Annotated in this window: 18 protein-coding genes; 13 read left to right on the top strand and 5 right to left on the bottom strand. The window is 63.9% G+C overall.

Annotation, left to right across the window (positions count from 1 at the left end; genetic code table 11):
* Position 1: 1 nt before the first annotated feature.
* Complete coding sequence (locus OK015_RS27235) at positions 2-1,099, bottom strand: acyl-CoA dehydrogenase family protein (protein ID WP_268127898.1); 1,098 nt, start codon at positions 1,097-1,099, stop codon at positions 2-4.
* A 32-nt stretch (positions 1,100-1,131) separates the two neighbouring features.
* A complete protein-coding gene (locus OK015_RS27230; protein ID WP_268127896.1) occupies positions 1,132-2,310 on the bottom strand; it encodes an acyl-CoA dehydrogenase in 1,179 nt (392 codons plus the stop codon).
* A gap of 192 nt (positions 2,311-2,502) precedes the next feature.
* Between OK015_RS27230 and OK015_RS27225 the strand changes: the two genes are divergently transcribed.
* The 12 genes from OK015_RS27225 to OK015_RS27170 all read left to right on the top strand — a co-directional run bounded on the left by OK015_RS27225 (position 2,503) and on the right by OK015_RS27170 (position 14,304).
* The gene (locus tag OK015_RS27225; RefSeq protein WP_267733354.1) at positions 2,503-2,694 is read left to right on the top strand and encodes a ferredoxin; all 192 of its coding nucleotides are present in this window, start codon (positions 2,503-2,505) and stop codon (positions 2,692-2,694) included.
* Positions 2,695-2,729: 35 nt separating this feature from the next.
* Positions 2,730-3,644, top strand: a complete 915-nt coding sequence (locus tag OK015_RS27220) for a 3-oxoacyl-ACP reductase (RefSeq protein WP_268127894.1) — start codon at positions 2,730-2,732, stop codon at positions 3,642-3,644.
* Between the two features lie 240 nt (positions 3,645-3,884).
* Positions 3,885-4,649, top strand: a complete 765-nt coding sequence (locus OK015_RS27215; protein WP_268133149.1) for an MlaE family ABC transporter permease — start codon at positions 3,885-3,887, stop codon at positions 4,647-4,649.
* Positions 4,650-4,656: 7 nt separating this feature from the next.
* Entirely contained in the window at positions 4,657-5,499 is an 843-nt protein-coding gene (locus OK015_RS27210) for an MlaE family ABC transporter permease (protein ID WP_268127893.1), read from the top strand.
* Positions 5,500-5,517: 18 nt separating this feature from the next.
* Positions 5,518-6,720 (top strand): MCE family protein, encoded by a 1,203-nt coding sequence (locus OK015_RS27205; RefSeq protein ID WP_268127892.1) that lies wholly within the window; start codon positions 5,518-5,520, stop codon positions 6,718-6,720.
* Positions 6,720-7,772, top strand: coding sequence for an MCE family protein (locus OK015_RS27200; protein ID WP_268127890.1), 1,053 nt, complete (start codon positions 6,720-6,722; stop codon positions 7,770-7,772). The genes OK015_RS27205 and OK015_RS27200 overlap by 1 nt, the downstream gene beginning before the upstream one ends.
* Positions 7,762-8,826: a virulence factor Mce family protein gene (locus tag OK015_RS27195; RefSeq protein WP_442791171.1), complete on the top strand. Its 1,065-nt coding sequence runs from the start codon at positions 7,762-7,764 to the stop codon at positions 8,824-8,826. Before OK015_RS27200 ends, OK015_RS27195 begins: the two co-directional genes overlap by 11 nt.
* A gap of 12 nt (positions 8,827-8,838) precedes the next feature.
* A complete protein-coding gene (locus OK015_RS27190) occupies positions 8,839-10,281 on the top strand; it encodes a virulence factor Mce family protein (RefSeq protein WP_268127888.1) in 1,443 nt (480 codons plus the stop codon).
* Entirely contained in the window at positions 10,278-11,435 is a 1,158-nt protein-coding gene (locus tag OK015_RS27185; RefSeq protein WP_268127886.1) for a virulence factor Mce family protein, read from the top strand. The genes OK015_RS27190 and OK015_RS27185 overlap by 4 nt, the downstream gene beginning before the upstream one ends.
* Before the next feature lie 12 nt (positions 11,436-11,447).
* Positions 11,448-13,106, top strand: a complete 1,659-nt coding sequence (locus tag OK015_RS27180; RefSeq protein ID WP_268127884.1) for a virulence factor Mce family protein — start codon at positions 11,448-11,450, stop codon at positions 13,104-13,106.
* Entirely contained in the window at positions 13,106-13,813 is a 708-nt protein-coding gene (locus tag OK015_RS27175) for a mammalian cell entry protein (protein WP_268127883.1), read from the top strand. Before OK015_RS27180 ends, OK015_RS27175 begins: the two co-directional genes overlap by 1 nt.
* Positions 13,813-14,304 (top strand): mammalian cell entry protein, encoded by a 492-nt coding sequence (locus OK015_RS27170; RefSeq protein WP_268127881.1) that lies wholly within the window; start codon positions 13,813-13,815, stop codon positions 14,302-14,304. Before OK015_RS27175 ends, OK015_RS27170 begins: the two co-directional genes overlap by 1 nt.
* Before the next feature lie 18 nt (positions 14,305-14,322).
* On the opposite strand, the gene OK015_RS27165 is transcribed toward OK015_RS27170, so the two are convergent.
* The 3 genes from OK015_RS27165 to OK015_RS27155 all read right to left on the bottom strand — a co-directional run bounded on the left by OK015_RS27165 (position 14,323) and on the right by OK015_RS27155 (position 16,641).
* Entirely contained in the window at positions 14,323-14,901 is a 579-nt protein-coding gene (locus OK015_RS27165; RefSeq protein WP_268127878.1) for a hypothetical protein, read from the bottom strand.
* Between the two features lie 81 nt (positions 14,902-14,982).
* Positions 14,983-16,476, bottom strand: coding sequence for an alpha,alpha-trehalose-phosphate synthase (UDP-forming) (locus OK015_RS27160; protein ID WP_268127876.1), 1,494 nt, complete (start codon positions 16,474-16,476; stop codon positions 14,983-14,985).
* Complete coding sequence (locus tag OK015_RS27155) at positions 16,477-16,641, bottom strand: hypothetical protein (protein ID WP_090607062.1); 165 nt, start codon at positions 16,639-16,641, stop codon at positions 16,477-16,479. It abuts the gene before it with no gap.
* 591 nt (positions 16,642-17,232) lie between these two features.
* Here OK015_RS27155 and OK015_RS29135 point away from each other — a divergent pair.
* Positions 17,233-18,207 carry a DivIVA domain-containing protein gene (locus tag OK015_RS29135; protein WP_326498503.1) on the top strand — a complete coding sequence of 325 codons (975 nt, stop codon included), beginning with the start codon at positions 17,233-17,235 and terminating at the stop codon, positions 18,205-18,207.
* Positions 18,208-18,287: the final 80 nt, after the last annotated feature.

Genomic DNA, 18,287 nt, shown 5'->3' with positions numbered 1-18,287 from the left:
GCTAGGCAGGGGTTTCCGCCAGCTCACGACCGATCCGGCGCAGTTGCCCGGTGGCGCCGCCCAATGCGAACTCCGCCTCCTTGGCTGCCAGGAAGTAGCGGTGCGCGGGGTGATCGGTGTCGACGCCGACGCCGCCATGCACGTGCACGATGGTGTGCGCGACCCGGTGCCCGGCGTCAGCGGCCCAGAAGGCGGCGCTGGCCACGTCGATCTCGGCGGGGATGTCTTCCGAGACCTTCCACGCCGCTTGGGTGAGCGTCAACCGCAGCCCCTTGACGTCGATGTAGCCGTCGGCCAGCCGTTGCGACACCGCTTGGAAGCTGCCGATCGGGCGGTCGAATTGCTCACGCTCGCGGGCGTATTCGGCAGTCATCTGCAAGCCGCGATCGAGCACCCCGAGTTGATACGCGGTGCGGCCCAAGGTTCCGAGCGTGCCGAGCCAGGCAGCGACTTCGTTTCCGCCGACGCGCCGGGCGTCGTGAACAGCGACGCTGTCCAGCGCCAGGTGTCCGATACTGGTCTTCCCGGTGGTCGCCAGCGTGGTCACGGTGACGCCAGCGTCTTCGGCGCTCACCAGGAAAACGGCGGTGCCGGAATCAGTTTCAGCAGGAACCAGGAAGGCATCCGCTATCGGGCCGAAGCCGATTTGCGTGCGGGTTCCGGTCAGCTGATAGCCATCACCGGACCGGATTGCCCGTACCGGCCCCTCGCCCATCTCACCGTCGGAAGCGACTGCCAAGATCTTCTCGCCCTTGATGGCGGGTACGCCCCAGGCCTGCTGTAGTTCCTCGGAGCCGAATCGCGCCAGCACTCCGGCGCCCAGCATCACCGATTCCAGATACGGCACGGCGGCCAGCTGGCGGCCCAGCGCAACCAGGATCGCGACCTGCTCGAGCGCGCCGAAACCGTCGCCACCCAGCGCGGACGCCGAGGCGCTGGTGAGGATGTCGGCCTCGATCAGCTTCTGCCACAGGACCCGGTCGAACCGTTGCTCGAGCCCGTCGAGTTCTCGTTGATGCTCCGGCGTGCACACCGAGTCCACGATGGTGTCGACCAAGCCGCCGAGGTCGTGCGCCGCTTCGGTTGTCGTGAAATCCATAGGGTGTCGTCCTTTGCAGAGTAGAGAGCTGCTCAGCGGTTGCGGGGCAGGCCGAGGGCGACCATGCCGATGATGTCGCGCTGCACTTCGTTGGTGCCGCCGCCGAAGGTCAGGATCAAGCAGGCCCGGTGCATCCGTTCGACGCGGCCACGCAGCAGCGCGCCCGGCGAATCCTGACGCACTGTCGCCGCGGTACCGAGCACCTCCATCAACAGCCGGTAGGCCTCGGTGGCCAGCTCGGTGCCGTACACCTTCGCCGCCGACGCGTCCGCCGGCCCCAAGTCATGACCTTCCGCCGACGCCAGTTCCCAGTTGATCAGCTTGAGGACCTCGACCTTGGCGTGCACCCGGGCCAGGTTCAGCTGCACCCACTCCGAGTCGATCAGCCGGGCTCCACCGACGTCCTTGGTGTTTTGCGCCCATTCGCGAACCTCACGCAGGGCCAGGAAGATCGGTTGCGCGGACACCAAGGCGACCCGCTCGTGGTTGAGCTGGTTGGTCACCAGCTTCCAGCCGCCGTTCTCCTCACCGATCAGGTTGGTCACCGGGACGCGCACGTCGGAGTAATAGGTGGCGCTCGTGTCCACACCGGCCATGGTGTGCACGGGCGTCCAGGAGAAACCCTCCGCGGTCGTCGGCACGGCCAGCATCGAAATGCCGCGGTGCTTCTTGGCCTCCGGATTGGTGCGAACCGCCAGCCAGACCCAGTCCGCGTAGGCGATCAGGCTGGTCCACATCTTCTGGCCGTTGATGACGTAGTCGTCGCCGTCGCGCACCGCGGTGGTGCGCAGATTGGCCAGGTCGGTGCCGGCGCCGGGCTCGGAGTAGCCGATCGAGAAGTGCAGGTCACCGGCGGCGATCTTGGGCAGGAAGAACTTCTTCTGCTCGTCGGTGCCGAAAGCCATGATGGTCGGGGCCACGCTGTTGATCGTCAGGAACGGCACCGGCACGCCGGCGACCGCGGCCTCGTCGGTGAAGATCAGCGAGTCCATCGGCGAGCGGTCCTGGCCGCCATATTCCTTGGGCCAGTTCAGGGTGAGCCACCCGTCTTTGCCCATCTGCGCGACGGTGTCGCGATACGCGTTGCCCGTCCCGACTTCACCCTGCGTCGAGTGCAGCGCCTCACGGCGCTCCGGCGTCATGAGCGCGGTGAAGTACGACCGCAGCTCGCGACGCAGCTCCTCCTGTTCGGGGGTGTAACTGATGCGCATTCCAGCCGTCCTTTGGGTAAACGTGACAAGCGGCTATTCGACCAACGGCTACCCGTTTCGTCTTCGGAGGTTGTAACACGTTCTAGTCTTGGAATCCAGCGACCGTTTCCTCAGATGCACCCGAGCCCTATGGTGGAGCTACATTCTGAAGGGACATAGGGCGAGACCCAGGCCAGCTTCAAGGAGGATGCCGTGCGGGTGATCGTGGATCGTGACCGGTGCGAAGGGAACGCGGTGTGCTTGGGAATCGCACCAGATATCTTCGACCTGGACGATGAGGACTACGCCGTCGTGAAGACCGATCCGATTCCGTCCGACCAAGAAGATCTGGCCGAGCAGTCGATTGCCGAGTGCCCGCGCGCGGCCCTGCTGCGCGAAGACTAGCGGCGAGCGACCCCGAAACTAGAGGTATTCATAAATTGACTAGCAGCACGAACGCGACCGATCTATCCGGAAGGGTCGCGGTGGTGACCGGTGCGGCCGCGGGACTTGGGCGCGCCGAAGCGCTCGGTCTGGCCCGCCTCGGCGCCACCGTGGTCGTCAACGACATCGCCACCGCGCTGGATGCCTCGGACGTCATCGACGAGATCAGCGCCGCAGGCTCCAAGGCCGTCGCGGTGACCGGTGACATCAGCCAGCGCTCGACGGCCGACGAACTGGTGTCTTGCGCCGACGGGCTGGGCGGGCTCGACATCGTCGTCAACAACGCCGGCATCACCCGTGACCGGATGCTGTTCAACATGTCCGACGAGGAATGGGACCAGGTCATCGCCGTGCATTTGCGAGGGCATTTCTTGCTCACCCGCAACGCCGCGACCTATTGGCGCAGCAGGGCCAAAGACGCCGGGGGATCGATCTTCGGGCGGATCGTCAACACTTCGTCGGAGGCGGGCCTCGTCGGCCCGGTGGGCCAGGCCAACTACGGCGCCGCCAAGGCCGGCATCATCTCGCTCACCCTGACCGCGGCGCGGGCGCTGGGTCGCTACGGCGTTTGTGCCAACGCGATCTGCCCCCGCGCGCGCACCGCGATGACGGCCGACGTGTTCGGCAGTGCAGCAGATATAGAGGAAGGCGGCGTCGACCCGCTGTCCCCCGATCATGTGGTGAACCTGGTGCAGTTCCTGTCGTCGCCGGCGGCGGCGGAGGTCAACGGCCAGGTGTTCATTGTCTACGGACCTCAAGTGACATTGGTCTCAGCTCCGACCGCGGAACACAGGTTCACCGCGGACGGCGCCGCTTGGGCGCCGGCTCAGCTGAGCAGCACATTGCAGGACTACTTTGCTGGTCGAGATCCAGAACGCAACTTTTCCGCGACCGCGTTAATGGAGCAATAGCAACGTAATACCGCTTCCCGGGGGCGCAATCAGCTAGTAGAACGTGTGTCAGATTGGCAATACCACGACGGCGCTGACCAGGACAAATTAACGCTTTAGACAGAGATAACCTGTTCATTGACACTGTGAACTTCTTCTGAGTTAATATGATCCGGCTCACACGGGGCCGGGTGCGAACATGGACAACGCAACGGCGGCACACAGGCTTCGCCGTGGGCAGCAAAAGGGGGGGTGCCGAGTTTGATCGAACAACTTTCGGTTCCGGCCCGTGCTGTTGGCGGGTTTTTCGAAATGATGATCGATACAGCCCGTGCTTCTTTCCGGCGACCGTTTCAAGGACGCGAGTTCCTGGATCAGACGTGGATGATCGCGCGCGTGTCATTGGTCCCGACGTTGTTGGTGTCGATTCCATTCACCGTCCTGGTGGCATTCACCCTCAATATCTTGCTGCGTGAAATCGGCGCGGCCGATTTGTCCGGCGCTGGAACGGCATTCGGCACCATCACCCAGCTGGGTCCGGTGGTGACCGTGCTGGTCGTCGCGGGGGCGGGTGCCACCGCGATCTGCGCCGACCTGGGCGCGCGCACCATCCGCGAAGAAATCGACGCGATGCGGGTGCTCGGCATCGACCCGATCCACCGGCTGGTGGTACCCCGCGTTCTGGCTTCTACCGTTGTCGCACTGTTGCTTAACGGGTTGGTGTGCGCCATCGGTTTGTCCGGCGGGTACGCGTTCTCCGTGTTTCTGCAGGGCGTGAACCCGGGTGCATTCATCAACGGGCTGACCGTACTAACCGGCCTGCGCGAGTTGGTGCTTGCCGAGGTCAAGGCGCTGCTGTTCGGCGTCATGGCCGGACTGGTCGGGTGCTACCGCGGCCTCACCGTCAAGGGTGGGCCGAAGGGCGTCGGCAACGCGGTCAACGAGACCGTCGTCTACGCGTTCATCTGCCTGTTCGTCATCAACGTGGTGATGACCGCCATCGGCGTGCGGTTCTCGACGAAGTGAGGCCGCGATGAGTTACGACCTCACTTACCGGTTCCGCAATATCGCGGCGAGACTCCAGGGCCCGGTTGACGATTTCGGCGAGCAGGCCCTGTTCTACGGCCAAACCGTGCGGTATGTCCCCAACGCGCTGACCCGCTACCGCAAGGAGACGATCCGCCTCATTGCCGAGATGACGCTGGGCGCCGGGGCACTCGTGATGATCGGGGGGACGGTCGGCGTCGCGGCATTCCTTACGCTGGCCTCCGGTGGGGTCATTGCCGTGCAGGGTTATTCCTCACTGGGCAACATTGGTATCGAGGCGCTGACCGGCTTCCTGTCGGCGTTCCTGAACGTGCGCGTTGTCGCTCCGGTGATCGCCGGCATCGCGCTGGCAGCGACGATCGGTGCCGGTGCCACTGCCCAGTTGGGTGCCATGCGGGTATCCGAGGAAATCGACGCGGTGGAATGCATGGCGGTGCACTCGGTGTCCTACCTGGTGTCGACTCGGCTGGTCGCCGGCCTGGTTGCGATCATTCCGTTGTATTCGCTGTCGGTTCTCGCCGCGTTTTTCGCGGCCCGATTCACCACGGTTTTCATCAACGGTCAGTCGGCAGGTCTCTACGACCACTACTTCAATACCTTCCTCATCCCGTCGGACCTGCTTTGGTCGTTCCTGCAGGCCATCGTGATGTCCATCGCGGTGATGCTGGTCCATACCTATTACGGCTACAACACCACCGGTGGGCCGGTTGGCGTGGGCATCGCGGTCGGTCAGGCGGTGCGGACCTCGCTGATCGTCGTGGTCGTCATTACTTTGTTCATCTCGCTGGCGGTCTACGGCGCATCCGGTAACTTCAACCTCTCTGGGTAAGGGGATCGCTTAAAACATATGGCAGAGGGCGGAGCGCGACGTACAAATGTCCGGCTGGCAGCGGCGCTGCTGGCCAGTTTGTTGGTGGCGTTTACCGTGCTGACTTACCTTTCGTACACAGCGGCTTTCACCTCCACCGACACGGTTACCGTCGCGGCACCGCGGGCCGGGCTGGTGATGGACAAGGGCGCCAAGGTCAAGTACCGCGGCATCCAGATCGGCAAGGTCACCGACATCACCTACAGCAGCGATCAGGCGCGCCTGACGTTGGCCATCAACAGCGATGCCATGAGCTACATCCCCTCCAACGCGGCGGTGCATATCGCGGGCAACACCATCTTCGGCGCCAAGTCGGTGGAATTCCTTGCGCCCCAGAAGCCATCGCCGACATCGCTGCGTCCGGATGCGCACGTTGAGGCCTCGGCGGTGCAGTTGGAAGTCAACACCTTGTTTCAATCGCTGATGGAGCTGCTGCACAAGGTCGACCCGGTCGAATTGAACGGGACGTTGAGTGCGCTGGCCGAAGGTTTGCGGGGTCATGGCGACGACCTGGGCGCCCTGTTCTCCGGCTTGAATACGCTGACAAGACAAGCGAATCCGAAGCTGCCTGCCCTGCAGGAGGATTTCCGCAAGACGGCGGTTGTCACCAACATCTACGCTGACGCCGCCCCGGACCTGAATACGATTTTCGACAACCTCCCCGCCATCGACAAGACGGTCGTCGACCAGCAGAAGAATCTCAATGACACCTTGTTGGCCACAATTGGCCTGTCCAACAACGCTTATGAGACGTTGGCGCCGGCCGAACAAGATCTGATCGCCGCCCTCAACAGGTTGCGGGCCCCACTCAAGGTGGCCTCCGACTACTCACCCGAATTTGGGTGCCTGTTCGCGGGTATCGACCGCGGCCTCAAGGAGTTCGGACCGATTCTCGGTGTTCGCAAAGCCGGCCTGTTCACGTCGTCGAGCTTCATCCTGGGTGCACCGGCGTACACGTATCCGGAGTCCCTGCCGCAGGTCAACGCTTCCGGAGGTCCGAACTGCCGAGGATTGCCCGACATCCCGAACAAGCAGAACGGCGGGTCCTGGTACCGTGCGCCGTTCCTGGTCACCGATAACGCCAATATCCCGTACGAGCCGTTCACCGAACTGCAGTTCGACGCACCGTCGACGCTACAGTTCCTGTTCCACGGCTCTTTCGCGGAACGGGACGACTTCTGATGGCGAGTTCGGAGATGCCGTCGCACCGGTCGATGGTGATCAAGGTCAGCCTCTTCGCGGTGGCGATGCTGCTGGTGGCTGCGAGCCTGGTGGTGGTCTTCGGTGACTTCCGGTTCGGTCCCGAAAGTACCTACCACGCAACCTTTATCGACGCGTCTCGGTTGAAATCCGGCCAGAAGGTCCGCATCTCCGGGGTGCCGGTCGGTTCGGTGTCCGACATCAAACTCAACTCCGACAACAGCGTCGACGTGGCGTTCGTCGTCGACAGTCGCTACACGCTGTACTCGTCGACCCGCGCGGTGATCCGGTACGAAAACCTGGTTGGTGACCGGTTCCTGGAAATCACCTCGGGGCCGGGGGAGCTGCGCAAGCTGGCTCCGGGCGCGACGATCAACGCCCAACACACCCAGCCTGCGCTGGATCTGGATGCGCTGCTGGGTGGACTGCGGCCGGTGCTCAAGGGCTTGGATGCCGACAAGGTCAACACGATCAGCAGCGCCATCATCGAGTTGTTGCAGGGCCAGGGTGGAGCGTTGTCGAACGTGCTGGCCGACACCAGCGCTTTCTCGACGGCGCTGGGTCAGCGTGACCAGCTGATCGGTGACGCGATCACCAACCTCAATACGGTGTTGGGAACCATCGATCAAAAAAGTGCGCAATTCTCGGCCAGCGTCGACCAGTTGCAGCAATTGATCAGCGGACTGGCCAAGAACAAGGACACGATCGCGGGAGCCATTCCGCCCCTGGCGTCGACAACTACGGACCTCACTGAGCTGCTGAAGAATTCACGCCGGCCGCTACAGGGCGTCCTCGAGAACACCCGGCCCCTGGCCACCGAAATCGACAACCGCAAGGCCGAGGTGGACAACGACGTCGAACAACTCGGCGAGGATTATCTGCGTCTGGCCGCACTCGGTGCCTACGGGTCGTTCTTCAACATCTACTTCTGCTCGGTGACGATCAAGATCAACGGACCGGCCGGCGGCGACATCCTCTTGCCCCTCGGCGGCCAGGTGGATCCCAGCCAAGGGAGGTGCGCTTTTGTCAAGTAATCCAAAGCACGAACGCGACCCGCTGCGCACCGGGGTATTCGGCGTGGTGTTGGTGATCTGTGTCGTGTTGATCGCCTTCGGCTACTCCAGTTTGCCGTTCTACCCACAGGGAAAGACGTACGACGCTTACTTCACCGACGCCGGCGGCATCTCGCCCGGCAACGCCGTCTACGTGTCGGGCTTCAAGGTCGGCAAGGTGCAGTCGGTCGGTCTGGCCGGCGACAGCGCCAAGGTGACCTTTTCCGTCGACCGGCACGTCACGGTCGGTGACCAATCACTGGCCGCGATCCGCACCGACACCATCCTCGGTGAGCGCTCCATTGCGGTGACTCCGGCGGGTCACGGCAAGGCGACCACCATTCCCCTGAGCCGGACGACGACGCCGTACACGCTGGCCGGCGCGCTCGAAGATTTGGGTCAAAACGCGAACAACCTGAACAAACCGCAGTTCGAACAAGCCTTGAACGTCCTCACCGACACCCTGCACGATGCCACCCCTGAGCTACGCGGCGCGCTGGACGGAGTGGCATCGCTGTCGCGCACCCTGAACCGCCGTGACGAAGCTCTGCAAGGCCTGCTGGCCCATGCGAAATCGGTGACGGGCGTGCTGTCGCAGCGAGCCGATCAGGTCAACAAGTTGGTCGACGACGGTAACCAGTTGTTCGCCGCGCTCGACGAGCGACGCGCCGCGCTGGCCCAATTGATCGGGGGCATAAGCGATGTCTCGACCCAGATCTCCGGCTTCGTCGCCGACAACCGCAAGGAATTCGGCCCCGCACTGAGCAAGCTCAATGACGTGCTGAGCAATCTCAATGAGCGCCGCGACTACATCACCGAGGCCCTCAAGCGGCTGCCAACCTATGCGACCGAACTCGGCGAGGTTGTCGGGTCAGGACCCGGATTCAACGTCAACGTGTACGGCGTTATCCCGGCGCCGCTGCTGGCTGCGATGTTCGACGTCTTCTATCAGCCGGGCAAGCTGCCGGCCAGCCTCGCCGACTACCTGCGCGGGTTGATCCAGGAACGCTGGGTCATCAGGCCGAAGTCACCATGATGCGGAACCTTGATGATTAAGCGGACTTTCGGCGGCCGGGGGCTGCGCAACATTACCCTCATCGCGCTGGTCGCGGTGCTGATCGGCGGGGTGTACGCACTGTCTTCGGCCAACGGCGGTGGCCGAAAAGTCGTCGGCTACTTCACCTCCGCGGTCGGGCTGTACCCCGGAGATCAGGTCCGCATCCTTGGGGTCCCGGTAGGCACGATCGACTCGATCGAACCGCGACCTTCCGACGTCAAGATCACCATGTCGGTCTCCGACGAAGTGAAGATCCCGAAGGATGCCAAGGCGGTCATCATGTCGCCAAACCTGGTGTCGGCCCGCTTCATTCAGCTCACTCCGACATACAGCGGCGGAGCGGTGCTGCCGGATGGCGGCAGCATCGACCTGACCCGCACCGCGGTGCCGGTGGAATGGGACGAGGTCAAGGAGGCGCTGACTCAACTGGCTGTCTCGCTGGGTCCGACGGCCGGATCGATGCAGGGGCCGTTGGGCGCGGCCATCAACCAGGCCGCGGACACGTTCGACGGCAAGGGTGAGTCGTTCCACAACGCGTTGCGTGAACTCTCGCAAATCGCCGGGCGACTGGGGGATTCACGCGGCGACATCTTCGGTACGGTCAAGAACTTGCAGGTTCTGGTCAACGCATTGTCGGCGAGCAACGAACAGATCGTGCAGTTCGCCGGGAACGTCGCTTCGGTATCGCAGGTGCTCGCCGACAGCTCACGCCATCTCGACGGGACGCTCGGCACTCTCAATAAGGCGCTCTCGGACATCCGCGGATTCCTGCACGAAAACAACTCGACGTTGGTCGATACCGTCAACCAGCTCAACGACTTCGCCAAGACGTTGAGCGACCAGAGCGACAACATCGAGCAGGTGCTGCACGTCGCGGGCCCCGGTATCGCAAACTTCTACAACATCTATGACCCGGCGCAGGGCACGCTGAACGGCTTGTTGTCGATACCTGAATTCGCCAACCCGGTGCAATTTATCTGTGGCGGTTCCTTCGAAACCGCCGCCGGGCCGAGAGCACCTGACTATTACCGCCGCGCCGAACTCTGCCGTGAGCGGCTGGGGCCGGTGCTGCGCCGGCTGGCGGTCAATTATCCGCCGGTTATGTTCCACCCGCTCAACACGATCACGGCGTACAAGGGCCAGATCATCTACGACACTCCTGCCACCGAGGCCAAGGCGCAGACGCCGATTCCGCAGCTGACGTGGATACCCGCGCAAGGGGCTCCGCGGGCTCCCACCCAGAATCCGGCGGATCTGCAAGCCCTGCTGGTGCCGACCGCCCCCCAGGCCGGTCCGCAGCCGGGGCCCCCGGCGGGAAACCCCGCGCCTGCCCCAGGCCCCGCCCCCGGGTCCGCGTTCGGCCCGCTGCCGGGTCCCGCGCCGGTCCAGGGGCCTTCGGCCGGGCTGCAGAACGGCCAGGGGGCAGGCGGATGAGGCGAATCATGTTGCGCGGCAGTGCTTTGGCGGCGGGCAGCGTGCTGCTCGCTGGTTGTCAGTTCGGCGGCCTGAACTCCCTATCGATGCCCGGTACCGCCGGGCATGGCAGTGGTGCCTACACGATCACCGTCGAAATGCCCGACGTGGCGACGTTGCCGCAGAACTCACCGGTCATGGTCGACGATGTCACGGTCGGCAGTGTCTCTGGTATTTCGGCTGAGCAACGGTCTGACGGATCCTTCTATGCCGCAGTGAAATTGGCGCTGGAGAAAAGTGTGGTGTTGCCGGCCAATGCGATCGCGACGGTCGCCCAGACGTCATTGCTGGGTTCGTTGCACATCGATTTGGCCGCCCCGAAGGATAAGCCGGCGACCGGCAGGCTGGTGAACGGGTCGAAGATCGCCGAGGCCAACACGGGCCGGTTTCCCACCACCGAAGAAGTGTTTTCCGCCCTCGGTGTAGTGGTCAACAAGGGCAATATCGGTGCGCTGGGCGAGATCACCGATGAGACCTACCAGGCCTTCGCGGGCCGGCAAAGCCAGTTCGTCGACCTGATCCCCCGATTGTCTGAGCTGACTGCGGGACTCAATCGACAGATCGGCGACATCATCAACGCGGCCGAAGGCTTGAACCGATTCTCCGCGACGCTGGCGCGCGACAAGGACAACCTGGCCCGGGCGCTGGACACGCTGCCTGAAGCGCTGCGCGTACTCAACAAGAATCGGGACCACATCGTTGACGCGTTCGCCGCGCTGAAGAAGCTCGCGACGGTGACCTCGAACGTGTTGTCAAAAACCAAGGTGGACTTCGCCGAAGACCTCAAGGCCCTGTATTCGGTCGTGAAAGCCCTCAACGACAACCGGAAGAATTTGGTCACCTCGCTGCAGATATTGTTGACGTTCCCCTTCCCCAACTACGGCATCAAACAGGCCGTGCGTGGCGACTACCTCAACGTGTTCACCACCTTCGACCTCACCTTGCGCCGGATCGGTGAGACATTCTTCACCACCTCGTATGCACTTGATCCCAACATGATGCACATGGGTGAGATTCTCAACGCGCCCGACTTCTTGACCGGCGAACTGGCCAACCTGTCTGGACAGGCGGCCGATCCGTTCAAGATTCCGCCCGGTACGGCGTCCGGACAATAAGGGGCGGCGCAGATGATAGACAGACTGACCAAAATTCAGCTCGCCATATTCGCGGTGATCACCGCCATCACGCTGATCATCATGTCGATTTACTACCTGCGGCTGCCGGCTACGTTCGGCATCGGGACCTACGCAGTGACAGCCGACTTCGTCGCCGGAGGCGGTCTGTACAAGAACGGCAACGTCACCTACCGTGGCGTCGCGGTCGGCCGAGTCGAGTCAGTGACCTTGAATTCCAGCGGCGTTACCGCCGGAATGCGACTCAACAGCGGCACACCCATCCCGTCGAACGTCACCGCCACCGTCAAGAGTGTGTCGGCCGTCGGTGAGCAGTACATCGACCTGGTGCCGCCAAGTCATCCGGCATCGGCCAAGTTGCACAACGGATCTCGGATCGATCGGGCGAACACCCGGATCGGTCAAGATGTCGCCGACTTGCTGAAGCGGGCGGAGACGCTGGTCAACAGCCTCGGCGACACCCGGTTGAAGGAACTGCTACACGAGACGTTCATCGCCGCCAACGGCTCCGGACCCGAGCTGGCCCGGTTGATCGAGTCGGCCCGGTTGCTGGTCGACGAGGCCAACACCAACTATCCGCAAGTCGCACAGCTGATCGACCAGGCGGGTCCGTTCCTGGAATCCCAGATTCGTGCCGGCGCTGATATCAAGTCGCTGTCAGATGGGCTGGCGCGGTTCACCTCTGAGGTGCACCAGGCCGACCCGCAGCTTCGCTCGACGTTGGCGAACGCCCCCGGCGCGGCGGACGAGGCCAGTACCGCGTTCTCCGGTATCCGCCCCTCTTTCCCGGCGCTGGCCGCCAGCCTGGCGAACCTGGGCCGGGTCGGCGTGATCTACCACAAGTCGATCGAACAACTGCTGGTGGTTCTGCCGGCCTTGTTCGCCGCGATCATCACGATGGCGGGTGGTCCTCCTCTCGACGAGGGCGGCAAGCTGGACTTCAAGCTCGACCTCAACGACCCGCCGCCGTGTGCGGTAGGTTTCCTGCCGCCGCCGTTGATGCGGACACCTGCCGATGAGACGGTGCGTGAGCTCCCGAGGGACATGTACTGCAAGGTCGCTCAGAACGATCCCAGTACCGTGCGCGGCGCCCGGAACTATCCGTGCCAGGAATTCCCCGGCAAACGGGCACCGACGATTGAGCTGTGTCGTGACCCGAAAGGCTATGTGCCGGTTGGTCGCAATCCCTGGCGCGGGCCGCCGGTTCCGTACAACACGCCGGAAACAAATGGCCTGAACACGCTGCCGCCCAACAAGTTTCCGTATATCCCACCGGGCGCTGATCCTGATCCGGGTGTACCCATCGCGGGGCCGCCCCCACCCGGCGTAGTGCCCGGTCCCGGGCCGGTGCCGCGTCAGCCGGCGTTCGACCCGCCGCCACCCAACGACAGCGGGCCGCCGCCGGGCAACCCGTCGTGGATGCCGCCAGGAGTCCCGCCGGTGCCGCCGCAGATCCCGTATCCGAAGTGGCTGCCGCCACCGCCGGCCGGCCCGCAACCGCAGGCCAGCGGCCCGGCCTACACCACCTACGACCAAACCACCGGAGCCTTCAGGGACCCGGCAGGCGGCACTGGTATTTTCGCGTCCGGCGCGAACGGCGCTTCCAGCGCCGAGAATTGGGTGGACCTCATGCTTGATCCAAGGCCGATGTAGTGGCTTCTCCCGTTGATGAGGAGCGATCCTCGACGCAACGCGTTCGCCGGCGGGCATCGCGTCCGGCGGGCCCGGCGAAGGGTGCGTCGGGCGCGGCAACTACCGTCCAGGCCGACGTCCCAACCGAGCAGAAGCACCCGGCCAAGCGCGTCAAAACCCCCAAGGCCGTCAAGCCCCCGCCACGGCGGCAGCCGCACCGCGTCCTGGTCAGATGGATCTCGGCAGCCGCCGCGCTGTTGGCATTGGGCGGCCTGGCCGCTTGCCTGGCCATCCTGGTCGTCCAGCATCGGCACGCCCAAGCGGCGCAAGCCCGTGATCAGCGCTTCGTCGACACCGCCACGCAGACTGTGGTCAACATGTTCAGCTACAAGCAGGACAACATCGACGAGAGCGTGAACCGGTTCTACAACGGCACCAGCGGCCCGCTGCGCGGAATGCTGGGCGCCAACAACAACATCGAGAACCTCAAAGGCCTGTTCCGCTCCACCAACGCGACATCGGAAACCGTCATCAACGGCGCCGCTCTCGAGGCCATCGATTCAGTCACCGACAACGCGTCGGTTCTGGTGTCGGTGCGCGTCACCGTGGCCGACATCGACGGAGTCCACAAGCCATCCATGCCGTATCGGCTGCGGGTCATCGTGCATGAGGACGAGCGGGGGCAGATGACCGGATACGACCTGAAGTATCCGGACGGGGGCAACTGATGCGGTGGCGCCGGTGGTCGCTGGCGGTCGCGGGTTGGCTGTTGGTCGCCGGCATCGTCGGGTTGTCCGCTGCCGCCGGCTGGTTCTATTGGGACCGGGTGCAGTCTCGTGGCGAGCAGACGGCCCGGGCGCTGTTGCCTCAGTTGGCTGCCAAGGAGATTCCCGAGGTCTTCGCCTACGACTATCAGACCGTCGAACGTAGCCTCGCCGCGGCGTATCCGCTGCTGACCCCTGACTACCGCCAGGAGTTTCAGAAAAGCGCCAATGCGCAGATCATCCCGGAGGCGAAGAAGCGCGAGGTGGTCGTCCAGGCAAACGTGGTCGGCGTCGGGGTCATGTCCGCGAAGCGCGAGTCGGCGTCGGTGATGGTTTACCTGAACCGTACGGTGACGGACAAGACGCGGCAGCCGCTCTATGACGGCAGCCGATTACGGGTGGACTTCAAGCGGATCGGCGACAAATGGCTGATCGCTTACATCACGCCGATCTAGTCGCAGACCGAAGCCCTTCTAGAAGCACATTGCAAGGTCGTTGCATTGCAACGGATACCGCTGGATGGGACTGGGCGGAGGCCCGTTGAGTACCAGCGAGAACGGTTGCTTGCTCATCGCCGGTTCGAGGCCACATACGGCACCGTGCAAACTGGTGTGCGTGCCGGTGAGCGACCCGTCGTCGAATGCGTAGGTGTCCGTCGACGGCCCGGTGCCGCCGCCCGGGCAGGAAAGGCCGTCGGCCACATCTACTTTGAAGGTCCAACGTTGGCTCACCAGTCGGGCGCGCCCGCTGTAGTTCTGCAGCTTGTCTTGCCGGGTGATCCGTTGGTTGGTCGAGCTCACTATGTTGAGCGCACAAAAATCCGCCTGAATATCCGGGTTGGAATAGTCCTTGTAGTAGCGGCTTCCGTTTACTTGATCGCACAGCGTCGTGACGGTCCAGGTCACCCCCGAGACACCGGCCTCGTTGTAGGTGTAGGTGCCGTCCGGCGGCGGTCCGACCGCAAGCGCCGGCTCGCCAGACTCCAGCGCGATTCCGATTGCCACTGCTGAGAAGACGCCGGCTCCAGCGGCCAGCGCGCGACGGATTTTCACTGTGCCCTCCCTTCGGGCCTTCCCTGCACGCTGCATTGAGTATCACAGCGCTTTGATGGCAACACCATGGGTCTGCCGCCGCTAATTCGCGCCCGGCGGATGCGCCTCGGCGAGGGCATCGAGGAACGACCGTGCCCAGCGGTCCACGTTATGAGCAAGAACCTGGCGTCGCAAGGATCGCATCCGGCGGCGCCCTTCGTCAGCCGACTGGTTGAGCGCTGCCTCGATCGCGTCCTTGACGCCCTCGAGGTCGTGTGGGTTCACCAGGTAGGCCTGCCGTAGTTCGGTTGCGGCGCCGGTGAATTCGGATAGAACGAGTGCACCGCCGAGATCACTGCGGCAGGCGACGTACTCCTTGGCCACCAGGTTCATCCCGTCCCGCAGCGGGGTGACCAGCATGACGTCGCTGGCCACGAAGAACGCGATGAGCTCGTCGCGGGCAACCGCGCGATGGATGTAATGCACCACCGGGTGGCCGACTTCGGCGTATTCGCCGTTGATGTGGCCGACTTCGCGTTCGATGTCGTTGCGCAGAATCTGGTAGCTCTCCACGCGTTCGCGGCTCGGTGTGGCCAGCTGGATCAGCACCGTGTCGTCGCGTTTGATGCGCCCTTCGGCGAGCAGTTCCGAAAAGGCTTTCAGCCGAACGTCGATGCCCTTCGTGTAGTCGAGGCGGTCGACGCCGAGCAGGATCTTGCGTGGGTTGCCCAACTCCGCACGGATTTCTTTCGCGTGGCGCCGGATGTCGCGATGCCGTGCCGTCTGGTCGAGAGCGCCCGAGTCGATGGAGATGGGAAAGGCACCCACCCGAACCCTGCGATCCGTCAGCTCGACCTCACCGAACCGCGACCGCACGCCGACGGCTCCACGGGAGGTGTTGGCGCCCACCAGTTGCCGGGACAGGAACAGGAAATTCTGTGCGCCGCCGACCAGATGAAACCCGACCAGGTCGGCACCGAGCAAGCCCTCGATGATCTCGGTGCGCCACGGCAGCTGCATGAACAGCTCGACCGGGGGGAACGGGATGTGCAGGAAGAAGCCGATGGTCAGGTCGGGCCGCAGGGTGCGCAGCATTGTCGGGACCAACTGCAATTGGTAGTCCTGGACCCATACCGTCGCGCCGCGGGCGGCCGCGCGGGAGGTGGCTTCGGCGAAGCGCTGGTTGACCTCGACGTAGCGATCCCACCATTCGCGGTGGTAGATCGGCTTGACGATGACGTCGTGATACAGCGGCCACAGCGTGGCGTTCGAGAAACCCTCGTAGTACTGGGCGACGTCGTCGGCGGACAGGCGCACCGGGAAAAGCTGCAGGTCATCTTGAGCGATGGGCTCGTCGTCGACGTCGATCTCGTCGTCGACTTGCCCGGATACCAAGCCCGGCCAGCCGACCCAGGCCCCGCTGCGGCGGCGAAGCAACGGCTCCAAGGCCGTGACCAATCCCCCCGGGCTGCGTTTCCAGGTCGTGGTGCCGTCGGGCAGCCGTTCCAAGTCAACCGGCAGGCGATTGGCGACCACCACAAAGTCGGCATTCCCGAAGTCTGCGGTCTTCGAGCTCTGGCTGCCCCGGGGAGCCATTTAAGCGTCGAGTTTCGCCGGTCCAATACCGAGCATGGACAAGAAAACGCGGCACTCGTCGGCGTCGTTCGCGTAGGCGGCGACGACGCGCCTGGCCTGGTTGGCGGTGCTGTCGGCCAGCGGCTCGACATCGCCGATTTCGCCAGGGTCAGATTTTGTAGGCATGGGACAACTCTATGCGACTCCGATATTCGCCCGCAGCTGTCCGGGGCGGTGCGGGGTCGTCTCGACCGCGAAACGCGGTTTACCCCGGTCGCTCACCTGGCCGAAACCTTTGCGCAGCCGTTTGTTCACGCAAATAAGTTGGATTGTTAACAATCCGAATTCTTCTCAGCTGAGATTCGGTCGTCGGCGTTGCGCCTGGTGGCCAAGCAAAGTCCCGGATTTAAATCAGAAGATACGCATTCAGCAGATTCCGGGAGGCGATTTCGCGCGGTGTCCCGGCGAACGTTCGCGGTGGCCCCGGCGCCGGGTGTCCGGGGAGGTTCGGGCGGGCCGCACACGACGGTCGAGTAAGGCCCCGAGGTGGGCCAACGCGCTCCCCGGTTAGGGTTGCGACGTGGAAAGACGCGGCTGTGCGGTGGTCTGGCTGGTCGCTTCGCGGTAACCGCTGTGCGTCTTACCTGTCTGTCTACTGACTGATGTCCAGTTGTTCAAAGGCAAACCAGGATGCCATCGCGACAAAGGCATTATTCTAAGCCGCAGCGCACCACATATTGGCGTTGCGCTGACGTCGATGACTTCGGGAGAAGAACAATGGCTCTCACGCCGGCCGATGTTCACAATGTGGCGTTCTCCAGGGCGCGCATTGGTAAGCGTGGCTACAGCGAGCAGGAAGTCGATCTGTTCATCGACCTGGTCGAGCAAGAGCTGACTCGCCACATCGAGGAAGACGCCGAGTTGCGCCACCGCAACGCCGAGCTGCGCAACCGCGACGGGGGGCTCAAGAAGCGGGAAGCCGAGCTCGCCCAGCGGGAAGCCATTCTGCACGAGCACGAGGCCGAAGTCCGCAGGCACGAAGTCGAAATTCGCAAGCACGAAGACCAGATCCGCCACCAGGAGAGCCAGCTCGCCCACCGGGGAACGCCGCTTCCCCAGCAGGTCGCCCAGCTTCGCTATCGGGAAGCCCAGGTTGCGCAGCGTGAGGCCCAGTTCGCCCAGCACGAGGCTGAAGTCGCGCAGCATGAAGCCCAGCTCGCTCAGCGGGAGTCCGAGCTGCGCCGTCGGGAAGCCGATCTCAACCAGTGGGAGTCCGATCTTCGCCAGCACGAAGCCGAGCTAGAGCAGCAGGAATCCCAGCTAGCCGAGCGGGAGTCGGAGCTCGAACAGCAGGAGGCCGAACTGCACCACCTGCTGGAGCAGCCGCACGCGGTCGCCTCCGGCGCGGAGGCCGCACCCGGGCAGGTGGCGCGCCAGCAGTTGAGGGCCGTGCCGCGGCCGGCCGCGGTCAACGGGTCCGCGCACCTCGAGGAGACGCGGGCTGTCGCCGCGGTCCATGGGCGACATGACATGGAGCGGATGGCGATTCGGGCAGTCACCGACACGCTCGGCAATACGTTGACCGAAACCGTCCACGAGCGGACCCGCCGGAGCGAGGCCACCGCGGCCGTCGCCTCCGAAGGCTCCTCCGAACTCGATCGATTGAAGCAAGAGAACGCGGAACTTGCCCGCTCGCTGGGCCTGCTCAAATCCGCCGCCGCGCTGCTCGCCGCCGCACTCGACCAGCCGTAATTCAGCCGGCACAACCCAACTCGGCTTCGCTTACACACTCGCCGTAATGTGTAAACAAGGCGGATTCAACGACGAACGAG

It is taken from the genome of Mycobacterium sp. Aquia_216 (assembly GCF_026723865.1).
GTDB lineage: Bacteria > Actinomycetota > Actinomycetes > Mycobacteriales > Mycobacteriaceae > Mycobacterium.
The sequence above is the reverse complement of the archived record's forward strand: the minus strand, read 5'-3'. Positions and strand labels throughout refer to the sequence as shown.